We start from the raw sequence: 16,667 nt of genomic DNA, 5'->3' as shown, positions 1-16,667 counted from the left end.
CAAAGTTTGTGAAAAATTCCACTGTACGCTCGCTCATGCCCCTTTCGTCAGAGGTGTGGGCGATCCGGCCTTTATCATTCACCGTCCGGTTTGTACCCGCATATAGTGTGGGTATACAGGAGGTGAGTCTGCATGATGATTCCGCTTTTGTGGATCACGGCGGTATACGTGCTGGCGGCTGCGGCGGTTCACTTATTTCATGCTTGGCAGAAGCGCAAAAGTTCACCCTGGGTTCACTATACGCTGGTGACGTCCAACCATGAAGGACAGATCGAATGGTACATCCGGGCATTCGGGTGGTATTCGTTCATTTCAGGCAAGAAGCTTCGTCTAACGGTGATGGATGCAGCTTCCACGGATCAGACCGTGGAGATTGTCCACCGAATGCACGGAACCGCGGGTATGGAATTATCCGTCGTCCCGATGCAGTCCTCCGTGGAGAACGGAGACATCGAAGGAACCTTGGTGCTGGCTGACGGCATGATTTCCGAAATGATTGATTTGAGAAAGCCGCATGAAGCGGAGCGCATTCCTTATGTCTAATACGCAGGGAACTGCGTTCATGCCGGGAGGCGGCATAATGCAGAATACAGAGTGAAGCACACTCCAAAGGCGACAAGCCGGGGGTGTGCTTTTTTGCGTTGGGCGAAAAATCGTCGCTGATTTATGAATTCTAAGGACTTGTATAGATTGAACTAAAATTTTGCATTGAACTTCCTTTTAGATCGCCCAATAGCAGCCTATAACATTCATTTCTCTTCATTTCTTCGTTCTATGTAGATTTACATATCACTCGTGCTGAAAAGATTCTTGAAGAAATTGAGGTTTTCCGTAAGAGGACAGGACATTCGGCTTTTACGTTTCACCGAAACGGGAAGGGAGAAAGGAGGCGGGCGCATGCGTGTGGCCGTATATGCCATCCGGCAAGGGCAGCGGTGGAGGATGAAGATTTCGCTGGACCTGCGTATTGATATCGTATGGTGGGAGTATGTGTGCAGGAATGCTGGAGTGAATGGAACGATGGTTTTGCTGTCAAATGAGATGCCTTTAGGCTGGGCATGCAAGGTGGCTAAGGGTTTTGTGGGTACGTCGGACATGGCGCGCTGGAAGCTACAGCAGTGGAAGGGGTGGTTGGAGGCGGAGCTGAGGGAGGAGATGGAGCGGGAACAGACCGGTGGTGATAGGTCTCACGCGGAAAAGAATGGGTGGACGTCTGTTGACGGGGAAAGACATGATGCTAGGACAAAGGGCAGTTTGCGGGGAATGAAGGCTCGGGGGAGGGGAGTTTGGAACAGTTTCGAACCCAAGGACCATGACGGTGCGGCATGGGGTGGACTAAAGTCCAAAGGCAATGACAGGTCGATACAGGATGAATTCAAAGCTAAGGGACATGACAGAGCGGTACGGGGTGGACTCAGGACCAAGGGCTATGACTGGGCGTCGAAGGTTGGGATCAAATCCAAGGGCAACTACAGAGCTGTGCGGAATGGACTCACTCCCAAGGGCAATGAAGGATTGGCGCGGGATGGAATCAACACAAAAGGCAATGACAGGAAGGTCGGGGATGGCTGTTCAGGAATGTGGCGCTGGGAGCTTGGCGAGCCGCTACCTCCTGCCGTATGGCAGGAGCTGATGCGTCAGCCGGAGGAAGAGCAGTGGGCAGGAGACGTAAGGGATCCGGCTGTGCTCAGGGTACTTGCGGAGCAGGCCGCGCAGCTGGTGGACAGGCTGCACGGCAGGTCGCTGCTGGCAGCGGAGGTTGACTCGCTGCTGAGCGATCGGGCGCCAGGGCTTGCCGACGCCTGGCACAGCGCTGCGCAGCTGGCCTACCTGCAGGGCCAGCTAGCGCTGGACGCGGGCGTGGCTGCCGCCGGCCCGCGCAAGGGGCCCCGCGGCGCGCTTCGCGCCGGCCGCGGACAGGCCCCCCGCTGCCGCCGGTGCGGCAGCGAAGCCACGGGCCGCACGGCATGCGCCGCGTGCGGCCTCGCGGCCTGCGCCTACTGCGAGGCATGCCTCGCGCTCGGGCGCAGCCGCGCCTGCTCGCTGCTGCTTCGCACAGCAGCGGATCCGGCCGTGCGGGGCACGGCCGGGGAATCCACCGCCGCCGTTGCGGGACGGTGGGGGTTGAGCGCAGCCCAGGGCGATGCCGCCTGGGCTGCGCTGGGGTTCCTGGCGGAGCCGCCCGGAGGTGGCTCCGCGGCAGGCGGCCGCACCGGCTGGATGCGGCCGAAACGAAGTGCCGCACGCAGAAGCGGCACCAGCATCGCGCCCTCCCGCTTTCTCCTGTGGGCCGTGACGGGCGCGGGCAAAACCGAAATGATCTTTCCGCTGCTCGACTCCGTGCTGGCGGTGGGCGGGCGCGTGCTTGTAGCCACGCCGCGCAGGGACGTGGTGCTCGAGCTCGCCCCACGCCTGGCCAAAGCGTTCAGCGGTGTCCGGATCGTTACCCTGTACGGCGGCAGCGCCGAGCGCTGGGAAAGCGGCGCCTTGACGCTCGCGACCACCCACCAGCTGATGCGTTTCTATCACGCATTCGACCTGGTAGTGATCGATGAGCTCGACGCTTTTCCCTATCATAACGACCCTATGCTGGCCTATGCGGCGCAGCATGCCTGCAAAACTGACGGGAAATTTGTATATCTGTCGGCGACGCCCCCGCGTCCGCTGCAGCGGGAGGTATCCCGGGGCACGCTGCCGCATGCCAAGGTGCCCGTCCGGTATCACGGCCACCCGCTGCCAGTGCCGAAGCGGATCGCCATGCGCAGCGTGGAAACCTGCCTGCGGCAGCCGAAGCTGCTAGGACCGCTTGCTGCGGAGCTTCGCCGGTCGATCGACCGGGGAGCGCAGATCTTTTTATTTGTCTCCCGGATCCGCCATATCGGACCGCTCGTCGAGATTTTACGCCGCCAGTTCAAAGATATTTCGGTTGAAGGGACATCCTCGGAAGACTCTGGGCGGGGTGAGAAAGTCATGGCTTTTCGGAAGAAGGACATCCGCCTGCTCGTCACGACAACCATTCTGGAGCGGGGCGTGACCGTTCCCCGCAGTGACGTCTATATCCTGGATGCGGACAGCAGCCTGTTCGACGAGGCGTCGCTCGTCCAAATGGCCGGCCGGGCCGGACGGTCTTCCGAGGATCCGGCAGGAAGGGTCATTTTTGCTTCGTCCCAGTGGACGTTGTCCCAAAAGCTGGCCGTAAACCAGATCAAGGCGATGAACCGGATTGCCGGCAAGCACGGATATTTAAAGGAGCAGCCTTCTAAGTCATAAGCTGATAGGAGGGATGATAAATTGAAGTCCAGTAGTTCATTGTTACAGATGATGCAGTATTTGCTGTCTCCACCCGGTGAAACGTGCCTGACCTGCGGCAGCGTTAGCCGTCTTGTTCGGGAATGGCCGGGCATCTGCCGATCTTGTGCGGGGGCGATCCCCTGGATTCATAAGCCCCGCTGTCTCTGCTGCGGCCGCGCCATCGGCTGCCCGGACTGTCTGCGGGAAGAGACGAGGCGGCGGTCTTTTGTCTGCAACAGGAGTGCCGTCCAGTATAACGGGGTAATGAGAGAGTGGCTGGCCCAGTATAAGTATCGCGGGCATGAGAAATACGCGGATCTGATTGTCCATATGCTGAGTCAAGCTTTTGTGCAGATGCAGGAGGAGCTCGGCATGTTTATGCTTGGCCTTACCTCTGACACCCCAAATCAGCCGTTTCAATCGCATACCCCGAACGGATTCTTTTCAACGCTTAGTTCCAAGTTAATTTCAAGGGTCAGCTCCGTTTTGCCAGAGCTTCCCTTTTTCCATAGATTAAGAGAATCATCGGGGCAGGCTTTATGGAAGCCGGACGTGATAACTTATGTCCCCGTAAGCGACGTCCGGTTGAAGGAGCGGGGATTTAATCAGGCGGAGGTGTTGGCGAGAGGGCTTGGAAGCAAGCATCGAATTCCCGTCATGCCGCTTTTGGTCCGCAGGGAGCACACCGCCAAGCAGAGCTATAAATCCCGTCAGGAGCGGATCCATTCGATGAAGAATGTTTTTGCTGTACATGAGGACGGGGTGACAGCAGCCTTATCGTTGTATATGCGTACATATGGAATGCCATCTAAAGCAAGTCATAGTAATAGCGAGATGACTCGTCATGAAAGCCATGGACATGCTATAACGGCTCAGGATGCCCTTCTGCCCATGCAAATTCTTTTAATAGACGACATTTATACGACAGGGAGCACGATCAATGCGTGCGCAGAGGTGCTGCGGGATACTTTGCACCAAGGATTGGGGCTTGCCGCTGAAGTGTATAGCCTTACATGGGCCAGGTCGTAATAACGACAAAAAATCATGTCAAGATTTACCGAAATTCGTAAATTAAGATGGACGAGGGGAGCCGGAATAAGGTAATCTAGAACCATATCATCATGGCTTGATTTGGTATTCGATAAGGGGAGAGTTATTGTGGAACTTGCGAATTGCCCACGCTGCGGCAGATTGTTTGCTGCCAATTTCAGAGACATATGCCCGAACTGCATCAAGGAGATCGAACGCGAATACGAGATTTGCGTGGATTATCTGCGGGAGCAGAAGGGTGCCAATATACAGGAGCTGTCGGAAGCCACCGGTGTTTCCGTCAAGCAGATTACGAGTTTTGTCCGTGAAGGCCGGATCTCGGTCGTGAATGCACCGAACTTGATGTATCCGTGCGAGGTATGCGGTACGCTGATCCGTGAGGGGCATATGTGCGACTCTTGCCGCACCCGTCTGACCCGGGAGCTCAGCCAGGCTGCACAATCAGGCCAGGATCAGGATTCCGGTCCTAGAAAACCGGGTGAAGGTGCCTACCGCGTCGTGGATAAATTCCACAAATAACCGACTGCCGCACTAAAAACGGCAGCAGCTATTAATAATGTTTCAGTGACGACCGATAAACTTAGTAAAGATTATCGGTTGTTTGCATTTTGCATGCGAACGGGCTGACGTGTCGGCTTGGGAGGCCGGGTGAGTACCCGGCGGAGCAGCCCGCATATTGTGAAAGAAGGTGGAAGATATGAAAATTAATGATACCGGCAGAATTGGTGGAGTTAACCCTTATCAACGGAATATGGAGACGCAGCGACAGGAAGCGCAAAAGCCTGCACGCAAGAAGGACCAGGTTTCCATTTCCTCGGAGGCGATTGAAATGCTTGAGGCCCAGAGCCGTGCCAATGACCCGGAGAGAGCGAAGAAGCTCGAGGATCTGAAGCAGAGAATCGCATCCGGCACCTATCAAGTGGATGCTGGTAAACTGGCCGATAAGCTGATGCCCTATTTTAAAGAGTTCCCAAGGAATTAGGTGACCCCATATGTCTGTTCATACTTTAATCGACCTGCTGGAGCAGCTGGATACGGTTCATCACCACATGCTGGACTTGGCTGCGGAGAAGAAGAAAGTCATCATTGCCAATGAAGTAGAGTCACTCATCAAGATCATGAACCAGGAAGCCAAGCTGGTGAAGCAGATCGAAATTCTCGAACAGAAGCGCGCGGTCTCCGCCCAGCAGTATTTACGCGAACGCGGCATCAAGTCGGAATTGAACCTGAATCTGACGGAACTGTCGCGGCTTGTTTTTGACGTGGAAGAGAAGAAGCGGCTGCTTGCCATTCAGGAGAAGCTGTCGGAGACCCTGCAGAAGCTGAAAAGGGCGAACGAGCTGAACCAGAAGCTGATCGAGCAGTCGCTTTCGTTTATAGATTTGTCCCTGGATATTCTGGTTGGCCGACCGAATCAGGATGTCACCTACCACCATCCGGCGGATCGGAGCGGGAACATGGCCCGGAGCGGCCTTTTCGATTCAAGGGCTTAGAACCTTAGAAAACTGTTTTTCTTATGAGCATTACGAGTGTCGGGGCTCCCCGCAGATTTTCACATGAACCAACGAAGAAGCAGAGACCCACAAGGTGGGGCTATTGAGACATGGGTGAGCCCGGCTCTCCCCCGAACGTGAAGGAGGATTTTGTAGCATGACATCCACATTCCATTCCATCGAGACGGCGAAGCGAAGTCTGTTTACGCAGACAGCTGCACTGGGTACGACCGGCCATAACATCGCCAACGCCAATACAGAGGGCTTCAGCCGGCAAACTGTAAAAATGCAGGCATCCCGTCCGATTGAGGCTTACGGCATGAACCGCTCCACTGCGCCTGGACAGCTGGGCACGGGGGTTGAATACCAGTCGGTTGAACGGATCCGCGAGAGCTTTCTCGATACGCAGTTCCGCAGCGAAAGCAACGCCAACGGCAGCTGGACGATCAAATCGGACACATTGGACAAGCTGCAGGGTATTTTTAACGAGCCGTCGGACACGGGCATCAGCAAGGTGCTCGGCAACTTCTGGAACTCCTGGTCCAACTTGAGCAAAGATCCGGAAAGCGCCGCGGCGCGCAAAGTCGTCAAGGAAAATGCAACGGCCCTGACGGATGCAATGAACTACATGAGCGGCCAATTGGATAAAATGAGCCAGGATTTGACCGCCAACGTCGGCGTCAAAGCCAGCGAGGTTCAAAACTACCTGAACTCCATCGCGGACCTGAATCAGTCGATCACGCGGATTGAGGGACTTGGGGATAACGCCAATGACCTTAGAGACCAACGCGACCTGCTGACGGACAAGCTGTCCAAAATCATTAACATCACGGTCCAGGACACCGACCAGGGTTATAACATTTCGATGGGCGGACAAGCCCTCGTCGAAGGGTTTGCCGTGAGTGCGGATGTGGATGGTACGGGTCCGGATGACCGGGGTGCTTTTCTTGAAGCAGCCTACGCGTCAGGAAATTTGCAGGGCGGAGAGGTTTACGGCATCATTGCGTCCCGCGAAGGCTACGTGAAGGATTACCAGAAGCAGCTCAATGACTTGGCCAACACCTTGGCGAACGGCGATATCCAGATCACGATTCCTAAAGGCAGCGTATTGCCGGCCGGCGTCACCCTCCCGGGCATTACCGGGCGGGTGGTCGATCAGGATACGGTCGTAACCGTCAAAGGCCTGAACGGCCTGCACCAGCTGGGATATACGATGGATGGTACCACCACGGGCGGTCTGCCTTTCTTTGAATCTAGCGACGGTGGTCCGATTTCGGCGGGGAATATCCGCCTGAACACGAAGATTGCGGAAGATCCCACCCTGATTGCTACCTCAATGCGAACCGAAGGTTCGGGAACGGACGAGAAGGTTGTCAAAGGAAGCAATACGCTAGCCCTGCTCATGGCCAATATGAAGCAGACCAACTTTACTTCGCCGGACGGCACCCGTTCCACGACGATCGACGGCTATTACAGCTCGATGGTGGGACAGCTGGGGGTACAAGCCCAGGAAGCGAGCCGGCAGACGCAAAACTCGGACATTCTGGTACAGCAGGTCGAGAGCCAGCGTCAGTCGGTCAGCGGCGTTTCTCTGGACGAGGAGATGGCGAACCTGATCAAGTTCCAGCATGCGTATGGCGCGTCCGCGCGTTTTATGACCACGTTCGACCAGCTGCTGGACAAACTGATCAACTCTACAGGAACTGTAGGAAGATAACGGTAAAGGTGGGTTAACGAAATGCTTAGAGTGACTTCCAATATGATGAACTCCCAGCTGCTCCTGAACTTGAACCGCAACGCGCGCGAGATGAACAACACGCAGAACCAGCTGGCCACCGGCCGTAAGCTGAATCGTCCTTCGGACGATCCCGTGGGCATTACTTACTCGCTGCGCTACCGTTCGGAGCTGGCTTCCAATGACCAATATACATCCAACGTGGACAGCGCGCTGTCCTGGCTGGATTTTAATGATACGGTGCTCAGCGAAGCTGGAGATGTCGTGCAGCGTTTGCGCGAGCTGACAACCAAAGCGGCGAACGGCACGAATCCGCAATCTGCCCTGGACAGTATCAAGCAGGAAGTGTCCCAGCTGAAGGAACAACTGATCGATATTGCAAACAGCAAGCTGAACGGGAAGTATGTTTTTAACGGGGAAGCGTATGACAAGAAGCCGTACGATTTTCCGAAAAACGATGACGGTACCTCCAACACGACCGGCTTGAACGCGGACGGGTCCTCCAATGGTATGGGGATTGCCGATATCGTGACGGATAAGGGTCTGATCAATTTCAGCGTTGGCGAAAGCGTGAAGCTCCCGATTAACATGACCGGTACAGATGTATTCGGGAACGGGAGCGATCCGGATAACATTTTTAACATTATCGAAAATATCACCAAAAATCTGGATGACGGCAACTTTGCCGGCCTGTCTTCCCAGCTTGAACTGATCGACAGCCGCACCGAGAAAATGCTCACGTCCCGCGCGGAGCTTGGTGCCAAAACGAACCGGATCGAGCTGATGCAGGACCGGTTGTCCGATCTTAACATCAACCTGACAGATCTTCAGGCTAAAACCGAAGACGCCGACTATGCGGAGCTGATCATGAACTCCAAAATCCAGGAGAACATTTATAACGCCTCGCTGTCTGCCGGCTCCAAAATCATTCAACCGTCCCTGGTTGATTTTCTGAGATAGTATCGTTTGTAGGAGGAAGGTATGGTACAGCCTATTCTGCAAATCCGTCAGACCCGGGCCCAGCTTGGGATTGATGCCGACCTGGGTCAGTATTCCATTCGCCAGCCTAAGGCTGACGTGACCATGAACACTACGCCGTCGGAGCTGGAAATTCACCAGTACAAGCCGGAGCTTCATGTGGATCAGTCCAAGGCATTTTCGGCCTTCACCGGCGGCAACTTTATCGATATGAACAGCCGGATCTATTCAGGTTTTCAGCAGCTGTACCTGCAGGGGATTGCCCGAAGGGTCGAGGAAGGTAACCGCGCCGCGGCCATTCATAATGCCAGCAACACGATCGCGAATATTTATGGCGAGGACTGGCAGCCGGTTCCTTTTCCGGAGACGCGCACGCCAGCTTCCATCGATAACGTCGACATCCAGATCGACACACGTCCGCCGGATATCGAGTTCCGGAAGGCACATACGGATATCCAGGTGCAGGTGAACCGGCCGGAGATCGAATATACCCGGGGCAAGCTGGACATTTATATGAAGCAGTACGCGTCCGTGCAGTATATCCCGCCGGAGATTGATACCCAGCGCTGATGTTAGGCAGGTATGAAATGATAGAGTAGACTATAGAGGGGGATTCTTGATCGCCTTCTATAGTTTTCTTTTTATTTTGAGATAAGTTGAACTGGAGAATACGATGCAAGCAGGGGAGTAAAGTGATTCCGAAGAAGCGAAGCGGTCACATTTGGCTTTCGGATTGCTACCTTACATTGGTTTTATAAATCAGAAATCCGAAAACAAGAGTGATCGTAGGGACATTTTACGTACTTGCCCTGAGTTATGGTACAGAAATTTCAATCGATGAACAAGGAGTGACCGCCATGATTATACAGACCGCATCCTGGGGAGAGCTCGACATCGCCGAGGAGCAAATTTATCGGTTTCCAAAAGGCATGCCGGGATTCGAGGAGGAAACGGAGTTCGCGCTGATTTCGCTGGAGGACGGCCCGTTTGATTATTTGCAGTCGACGAAGGAGCCGGGCTTTGCTTTCCTGCTGGGTGACCCGTTTGTATATTTTCCACAGTACGAGTTCGACCTGCCGGAGGCGGATACAGAGGAGCTTGATATTCAATCCCAGGTCGTGATTCGCTGCATTATCTCGTTAAAAGAACAAATTGAGCAGTCTACCATGAACCTGCTGGCGCCGGTAGTGCTGAACCCTGAGAAGAACCTAGGCAAACAGGTAGTGCTGCATCATTCTCCATATCAGACGCGGCATCCACTTTGGAGCGAAAACGGCTCCCAACCCTCAGCAAAGGCGGGTGAATAATCGTGCTGGTATTATCTCGTAAGAAAAATGAGTCCATCGTCATTCAGGATCAAATCGAAATCACGATATTGAGCGTGGAGGGAGATACGGTGAGAGTCGGCATTTCCGCTCCGCCGCATATTGATATTTTACGCAAAGAGATCTACCTCTCGATCAAAGAGAGCAACCAGGAGTCGGCGGCACCCGCACCGGCCATGCTGGAAGCACTCCTCGGAAAATTGCGTGATCCGAATAAAAAATAAAAAAATCACGAGAAAAGTCTAAAAAGAGCTGTTCGCTGTGTCGATATATAGTTTAGACGCTGCTTTGGCGGGGCGGCCGACCTTAAAGAGGCAGCGTTACCACATGGACGTGGTACTAACTATATTTCAGGGAGGAAATACCCAATGATTATCAATCACAACATTGCGGCGTTGAACACTCACCGCCAGCTGTCCATTAACACAGCAAACACAAACAAAAATATCGAGAAACTGTCTTCCGGTCTTCGCATCAACCGTGCGGGCGATGACGCTGCCGGCCTGGCAATCTCCGAAAAAATGCGCGGCCAAATCCGCGGTTTGGACCAAGCTTCCCGTAACGCTCAAGACGGCATCTCTTTGATCCAAACAGCTGAGGGCGCTCTGAACGAAACTCACAGCATCCTGCAACGTATGCGCGAAATCTCCAACCAATCCGCGAACGGAACGAACACGGATACAGATCGTCAAGCTCTGCAAGACGAAATGAACCAATTGACTTCCGAAATCAACCGTATCGGTAACACAACTGAGTTCAATACTCAGAAGTTGCTGAATGGTGGTATTGCTTCCCAAGACGGAGCGAAAATTACTAAAGCTACTAGTGCAACTTTTGAAGTTGCTACAAGTGCAACGAACTACCAAGCTTTTGCTGTTGCTGATATCGCAGATGCTGCTGGCGCAAAAATCACAGTTGATGGCCAGTCATTTGACATTTCGAAAGTTCTTCAGCAGAACTGGTCGACGGATTACAAAGGTGGCGGTACAGCAGGTACCGCTGATGACTTTATTAACGAATTGAAAAATGTTACTTCTGGTGGCGTAAAGCTTTCTGATGTTGTTAATATTGAGAAAAATGCGGATGGTGACTTGAAAATCACCGCTAAATCTCAAGGAACAAGCAGCACAATCTCTATCGATGCTGGCACAGGCGCAGATAAAGATAAGGTTGCAAACTTCTTCTCTGTTGATACAGCAGCTAACTTGAACACATCTGGAGCTGGTGATGGAGTGGTTTCTGGTTCCCCAGCTACAGTTGAGCGTGCAGGTTTGCAAGCTACAAACAAAGTTACTGCAGGAGATATCTCCATTGGCGCTGATGCTACTTTTAAAATTCAAGTAGGAACAGAAAGTGCTGTTGAAATTAACTTGGGTCCAGATGCCAAGAAATATGACACGCAAAACACAGATGTTAATGTAGCTAATGCAGCCGCTGCTGATCTTGTGAAAGACTTAAATGCTGCTCTCCAAAAAGCTGGATTGGATGGTAAAGTAACTGCTTCTCTGTCCAAAGACAATGAGATCCAATTTATTTCCGAGAGTGGTAAAGATATTAAGTTGACTGATGGAACAAATGGACCTCTTGCTGCTGTAGGATTTACTGGAACAGCTGGTGGTGGTGACCTTTCTGCAGTCAAAAACGTCGAACAAGTTGTCGGACCTGGCGCACAAGGATCTGGCTTCAACACGAAATTCCAAATCGGTGCGAACACAGGTCAATCGATGTCTCTGACAATTGACGACATGCGTGCCGCGGCTCTTGGAATCACTGGTAACGCTGGTCAAGCTGGTTTCACGAAAGAAAACTCCGTTACTAACGGAACGAACGACGTGAAAACCGAAGCTGCCCTGAATATCTCTACTGCTGAAGATGCTTCTAAAGCAATCGCAGTTCTGGACAAAGCTACTCAAACCGTTTCCAGCGCACGTTCTAAACTGGGTGCCGTTCAAAACCGTCTGGAGCACACGATCAACAACTTGGGAACAGCTTCCGAGAACCTGACAGCTGCTGAATCCCGTATCCGTGACGTTGATATGGCGAAAGAAATGATGGAACAAACGAAGAACAACATCCTGGCTCAAGCTGCACAAGCTATGTTGGCTCAAGCCAACCAACAGCCACAAGGTGTTCTGCAATTGCTCCGTTAATTTTAAAATATTCATTAAGAGTTCTGGGATTTTCCCGGGGCTCTTTTTTTATTTTCTACAATTATGCAACATCAACTAAACCTCCAAGCAATAGAAGCCGATAATAGTATATATATCCTTTTGTCGGAGGTAGCCAGGATGAATGTGCAATTTTCCTTGACTGCGAGTACGTCATCTCAGAACAAGACAGATTCCGTCGCATCCATGAACGGAGCAGTATCCATGATCCGAAACGGCGAAGATTTGGCATTGAAAGAAAAGCAGGGCCTTTCGGTTTCGATTGGGGAGGAGCAGCTGATCCGGAACATTGACCGGGCCGTAAAATCTCTTCAAGGGCCGGAGACAACCTTAGATATCAGTATTCACGATAAAACTCATGAAATCATGGTCAAAGTCCTCAATAAAGAAACAGGAGAAGTGATCCGAGAAGTTCCGCCGGAGAAAACCTTGGATTTGGTTGCCAAGATGATGGAACTGGCGGGCATTATGATTGACGCTAAAGTGTAAGGAGGAGTTCTCAAAGTGACACTTCGTATTAACGGTTTTTCGGGCATGGATATCGACAGCATGGTCAAGGAACTAATGACTGCTAAACGTGCTCCACTAGATAAATTAAATCAGCAGAAAACATACCTTTCCTGGCAGCGTGATAGCTATAGAGAAATGAATAGCAAGGTGTTTGCTTTTAAAACCAAACTATCTGCCGCGGATCTCTTTGGTAAGACAAGCAACATGACAGCTCAAACCGCTGTGGTTGATGGGAACAAGGATGCGATCAAAGCAGAAGCATCCGCTAATGCCTCAAGCGTTCCGATGAGTGTGACCGTGAAGAAGTTGGCTACCAAGACTACTGTGCAATCCACAGGCGAAATTGATATTAAACCTGCCTCTGGTTCTACAACAGCTACAAAAGCAAACCTCAATACTACGATCGGCCAATTAAATGGATATACGCCGGATACAAATCCGGCACCAACCGATGATAAACCGGAAACCTTTCAAATTAAGGTCAATGACGTAGAGTTTAACTTTTCAACAAAAGACACGATTTCCAATGTACTTAGCAAAATCAATAATTCCAGTGCCAACGTTGTGGCAGCATTTGACGAGGTCAGTGGTAAGTTTTCGATTACTGCAAAAGATTACGGAACGGATAAGAAAGTTAACATTAGCGAGAGTGACTACGGAAATTCCGGTACGAAGACTTCTAGCTTATTAGGATTGCTGAATCTTAAAGGAGCTCCGGTGCAGGATGGCGAGAATGGAGAAGTAGAAATCAACACTTTGAATTCTAGCGGTACCGTTATAGGTACTAATAAATTTACAACCACTGATAATACTTTAAAGGTCAATGGAATTAGCTTAACGTTGTTGAAAGAAACGGGATCTACTCCAGCTACCGTAACGACAACTATCGATACAACCAAGGCTGTTGACACAATCAAATCCTTCATCGACACCTACAATGACCTGCTCAACACCATGAACACCAAGGTAGACGAGGAGAAATATCGCGACTTCCCGCCGCTGACCGACGAGCAAAGATCGGCCATGAAAGAAACCGAGATCACAGCGTGGGAAGCCAAGGCGAAGAGTGGTCTGCTGAAAAATGATGACATCCTTAAAGAAACCATTAACGCTATGCGTTCGGTCATTAACAACAGCATCGGCCAATTGAGTTCTATGGGCATCACAACAGGCCAATACTATGAAGGCGGCAAGCTCTATCTGGACGAGGACAAGCTGAAGCAAGCATTACAGAGCAACCCGCAACAGCTATCAAACGTATTTCAAGGCTCAGATGGAATTGTCAACAAACTGTCCACGACCATGACAAGCACCCTCCAAAAGTTCTCCGACCGTGCCGGTACGAACCGCTTCAGTGGGGATCTTAGCGCAGCTTTTAAAGACGAGAGTGTCATGGGGAAACAAATGAAGGAATATACGTCGCGCATCAGTGATTTAATTAAGCGGCTAGATGATCAGGAAGACCGGTATTACAAGCAATTTAGCGCGATGGAAACGGCCATGAACCAACTGCAGTCCCAGTCGTCCAGTCTGTTCGGAACTACCCAATAATTTTTTAGTAAAGGGTGAAGACACTTGATTACATCTCCTTATGAAAAATACCGTCAGTCATCCGTTCAAACCTCTACGCCAGGGCAGCTGCTTCTGATGCTGTATGATGGAGCGATCCGCTTCGTCCGTGCCGGGATCGACAGCTTGCAGAAGAAAGACTTGCAGAAGGCCAATTTGAATTTAGGCAAAAGCCAAAGTATCGTTAACGAACTGCTGTCTACGCTGGACCGAAGTTATGCCGTTTCGGAAGGGCTCGCTTCTTTATATGAATATATCAATCATCTACTGATTGAGTCCAACGTGAAAAAGACGGCGGCACCTGCTGAAGAGGCGTTGGGTTATCTCATGGATCTGCGGGAAACCTTTGCCGAAGCCGCCAAAATGACAACCGGCAGCTTGAGCCAAGAGACGGCCAATGGATAACTTGATCTCTTCTCTCCAGGCGTTGACTGAAACCGTTGTAGCGCGCCTGCAATATACGGCCTATGAGGAACTGCAGGACTTTGTCCAGGAGCGTCAGCAGTTGATCGATGAACTAAACCAGCTCAAGCGCCACACACCATTTTCACCGAGCCAAGTTGAGCAGTTACAAAGCATTTTACAGGCGGATCCGCTCATCCTTAACCGGATGAACCAGCTTAAAATGGAAGCCTCTGACTGGCTTCAACACAGAGGACAAGCCAAAATGCAGCGGAGCGCTTACGAAGCAGCATACACACCGGATAGCTTTTTGATGGACCAAAGGAAGTAACACATAGCCTGACAGAAAAGCCGGAAATAGCAAGACAACAATGCTAAAATAGCAAGACACTGAAAAGACTAGAAAAGGAATTCTAGTCTTTTTTTCATTTTTATAAATCTAGCCATATGAAGTGAAGGAGGTAGATAAAGTATAGAAGTCATTTATACCAAAGAGAATTTTTGATTAAAAGTCTTATAGATCAAGATTAAAGCGATAGAGGGATAAAATTATATTGACTGAACCTCTGGAATTTCATGTTATTGGGAATAAGCTCCCGCCCTGGGAAAGCAACAAGAGTCCGAAGAACCACAACAACCACAAGACACTCAACCGACCGAAGAGCAACAAGGGCCGCAAGACACACAAGAAATGGGAACAAATAATTAATTATTTTCCCGTTTCACTCGTATTAAATCCGGTTAATACAGCATATAAATGATTACGTATCGGCATTCTGAATAGCCAGTTGATTGGAATTTTATACAATTAAACCCCTTTCCATTCCAATTGACAATGGACAAGTTTGGGTGGTATATTCAGGAATGTGGGCGTAAGTCACACTTTATTTGACGACGAAGGGAATGTTAGTGCATGCAAGGTAAAGTTAAATGGTTCAACGCAGAAAAAGGTTATGGCTTCATCGAGACTGCTGAAGGTGGCGACGTATTCGTACACTTCTCCGCAATCCAATCTGAAGGCTTCAAGACTTTGGAAGAAGGTCAAGACGTTGAATTCGACATCGTCGAAGGCGCTCGTGGACCGCAAGCAGCTAACGTAATCAAATTATAATCATCCGGCAAGGCCGACCTACATATACGGTTCGATGGTTAAGTAATTGAAGAACGGTAGCGATAAGACCCTGGATCTCCAGGGTCTTTCTTTGTGTTCCGGCGGATTTTACCACGATCGAACTTGTTTCATTTCCTCCTGTACGGTTAAGGAATTTTACCCTGCTTTAGGCGGACAGTGGGGTGAGTAAAGGGCTTTCATTTGGCGGACAGCCGCCCGAAAACGCCTTTTTACTTAGCGTTAACAATTGTGATATAATGGAACTGCAAAGGAGGAGTGCCCTATGAATTTAGCTATTCGAGGTCAACAAATCGAGGTTACTGACGCTTTGAAGGACTATGTCGACAAGAAGCTCAGCAGGCTTGAGAAGTATTTCGATGCACCCCCCGCCTCAGATGGAAATGTGACACTTGGAGTTACTAGAGGTTTGCACAGTGTGGAGGTAACGATTCCGCTCCCTGGAGTGATGCTCCGGGCCGAAGACCGCAGTGATGACATGTATGCATCCATTGATGCCGTCGTGGACAAGCTGGAACGCCAAATCCGCAAACACAAGACCAAGCTCAACCGCAAGTTCCGCCAGGAAGGAAGCCTGAAGATGCTGTTCACGGAAGAAGCCGCGACCGGTACCGGCCTGCTGCCGACGATGACGGAGGAAGAGCACGACGAACTGGAAGTGGTCCGCACGAAGCGCTTCACCCTGAAGCCGATGGACGTGGAAGAAGCCATTTTGCAGATGAACATGGTCGGACATAATTTCTTTGTTTTTTCGAACATTGATACTCAGGAAGTGAATGTCGTTTACAAACGGAATGATGGAAAATACGGTTTGATCGAGCAAAATGAAGGCAGCGCGTATTAACAAAATGACGGTCCGTTGTAACAATTTTCATGATTATGTAAATATTTATTGAGTTTTGAGTAAAAAAAGAGCCCTTGTCCTGCAACGGATGGGGCTCTTCGTGCGTATATAAATAGAGGCCGTTTGTAAGGGCTGTAAGTTGTTGCGGCATCTCTTACAAACTGTTACAATTT

18 protein-coding genes are annotated in these 16,667 nt (G+C 50.9%); all 18 read left to right on the top strand.

Annotated elements, in window-relative coordinates; translation table 11 throughout:
• Positions 1-132: 132 nt before the first annotated feature.
• The 18 genes from KI379_RS27125 to hpf all read left to right on the top strand — a co-directional run bounded on the left by KI379_RS27125 (position 133) and on the right by hpf (position 16,494).
• Positions 133-543 carry a hypothetical protein gene (locus KI379_RS27125; RefSeq protein WP_089549740.1) on the top strand — a complete coding sequence of 137 codons (411 nt, stop codon included), beginning with the start codon at positions 133-135 and terminating at the stop codon, positions 541-543.
• A gap of 354 nt (positions 544-897) precedes the next feature.
• Positions 898-3,270 carry a helicase-related protein gene (locus KI379_RS27120; protein WP_244879465.1) on the top strand — a complete coding sequence of 791 codons (2,373 nt, stop codon included), beginning with the start codon at positions 898-900 and terminating at the stop codon, positions 3,268-3,270.
• 21 nt (positions 3,271-3,291) lie between these two features.
• Positions 3,292-4,320: a ComF family protein gene (locus KI379_RS27115; protein WP_212985563.1), complete on the top strand. Its 1,029-nt coding sequence runs from the start codon at positions 3,292-3,294 to the stop codon at positions 4,318-4,320.
• A 129-nt stretch (positions 4,321-4,449) separates the two neighbouring features.
• The gene (locus tag KI379_RS27110; protein ID WP_212985562.1) at positions 4,450-4,860 is read left to right on the top strand and encodes a TIGR03826 family flagellar region protein; all 411 of its coding nucleotides are present in this window, start codon (positions 4,450-4,452) and stop codon (positions 4,858-4,860) included.
• Positions 4,861-5,038: 178 nt separating this feature from the next.
• On the top strand, positions 5,039-5,323 hold the full coding sequence (gene flgM, locus KI379_RS27105) for a flagellar biosynthesis anti-sigma factor FlgM (RefSeq protein WP_076174595.1): 285 nt from the start codon (positions 5,039-5,041) through the stop codon (positions 5,321-5,323).
• A gap of 10 nt (positions 5,324-5,333) precedes the next feature.
• Entirely contained in the window at positions 5,334-5,834 is a 501-nt protein-coding gene (locus tag KI379_RS27100) for a flagellar protein FlgN (protein WP_145139537.1), read from the top strand.
• Between the two features lie 157 nt (positions 5,835-5,991).
• Positions 5,992-7,551 carry a flagellar hook-associated protein FlgK gene (gene flgK / locus KI379_RS27095; RefSeq protein ID WP_212985561.1) on the top strand — a complete coding sequence of 520 codons (1,560 nt, stop codon included), beginning with the start codon at positions 5,992-5,994 and terminating at the stop codon, positions 7,549-7,551.
• A 21-nt stretch (positions 7,552-7,572) separates the two neighbouring features.
• On the top strand, positions 7,573-8,529 hold the full coding sequence (gene flgL, locus KI379_RS27090) for a flagellar hook-associated protein FlgL (RefSeq protein ID WP_212985560.1): 957 nt from the start codon (positions 7,573-7,575) through the stop codon (positions 8,527-8,529).
• Positions 8,530-8,550: 21 nt separating this feature from the next.
• On the top strand, positions 8,551-9,117 hold the full coding sequence (locus KI379_RS27085; protein ID WP_212985559.1) for a DUF6470 family protein: 567 nt from the start codon (positions 8,551-8,553) through the stop codon (positions 9,115-9,117).
• A 287-nt stretch (positions 9,118-9,404) separates the two neighbouring features.
• Positions 9,405-9,854 carry a flagellar assembly protein FliW gene (gene fliW, locus KI379_RS27080; protein WP_212985558.1) on the top strand — a complete coding sequence of 150 codons (450 nt, stop codon included), beginning with the start codon at positions 9,405-9,407 and terminating at the stop codon, positions 9,852-9,854.
• 2 nt (positions 9,855-9,856) lie between these two features.
• Entirely contained in the window at positions 9,857-10,096 is a 240-nt protein-coding gene (gene csrA, locus KI379_RS27075) for a carbon storage regulator CsrA (protein WP_105444837.1), read from the top strand.
• 144 nt (positions 10,097-10,240) lie between these two features.
• Positions 10,241-12,022 carry a flagellin N-terminal helical domain-containing protein gene (locus KI379_RS27070; protein WP_212985557.1) on the top strand — a complete coding sequence of 594 codons (1,782 nt, stop codon included), beginning with the start codon at positions 10,241-10,243 and terminating at the stop codon, positions 12,020-12,022.
• Between the two features lie 138 nt (positions 12,023-12,160).
• Positions 12,161-12,529, top strand: coding sequence for a flagellar protein FlaG (locus KI379_RS27065; RefSeq protein ID WP_212985556.1), 369 nt, complete (start codon positions 12,161-12,163; stop codon positions 12,527-12,529).
• A gap of 15 nt (positions 12,530-12,544) precedes the next feature.
• Positions 12,545-14,101, top strand: coding sequence for a flagellar filament capping protein FliD (gene fliD / locus KI379_RS27060; protein WP_244879464.1), 1,557 nt, complete (start codon positions 12,545-12,547; stop codon positions 14,099-14,101).
• 24 nt (positions 14,102-14,125) lie between these two features.
• Positions 14,126-14,524, top strand: coding sequence for a flagellar export chaperone FliS (fliS, locus tag KI379_RS27055; RefSeq protein ID WP_212985555.1), 399 nt, complete (start codon positions 14,126-14,128; stop codon positions 14,522-14,524).
• The gene (locus KI379_RS27050; RefSeq protein WP_212985554.1) at positions 14,517-14,852 is read left to right on the top strand and encodes a hypothetical protein; all 336 of its coding nucleotides are present in this window, start codon (positions 14,517-14,519) and stop codon (positions 14,850-14,852) included. The genes fliS and KI379_RS27050 overlap by 8 nt, the downstream gene beginning before the upstream one ends.
• Positions 14,853-15,434: 582 nt before the next feature.
• The gene (locus KI379_RS27045) at positions 15,435-15,632 is read left to right on the top strand and encodes a cold shock domain-containing protein (protein ID WP_018887618.1); all 198 of its coding nucleotides are present in this window, start codon (positions 15,435-15,437) and stop codon (positions 15,630-15,632) included.
• A gap of 283 nt (positions 15,633-15,915) precedes the next feature.
• The gene (hpf, locus tag KI379_RS27040; protein ID WP_089549754.1) at positions 15,916-16,494 is read left to right on the top strand and encodes a ribosome hibernation-promoting factor, HPF/YfiA family; all 579 of its coding nucleotides are present in this window, start codon (positions 15,916-15,918) and stop codon (positions 16,492-16,494) included.
• Positions 16,495-16,667: the final 173 nt, after the last annotated feature.

This window comes from Paenibacillus cineris (genome assembly GCF_018333335.1).
GTDB lineage: Bacteria > Bacillota > Bacilli > Paenibacillales > Paenibacillaceae > Paenibacillus_AQ > Paenibacillus_AQ favisporus.
The sequence above is the reverse complement of the archived record's forward strand: the minus strand, read 5'-3'. Positions and strand labels throughout refer to the sequence as shown.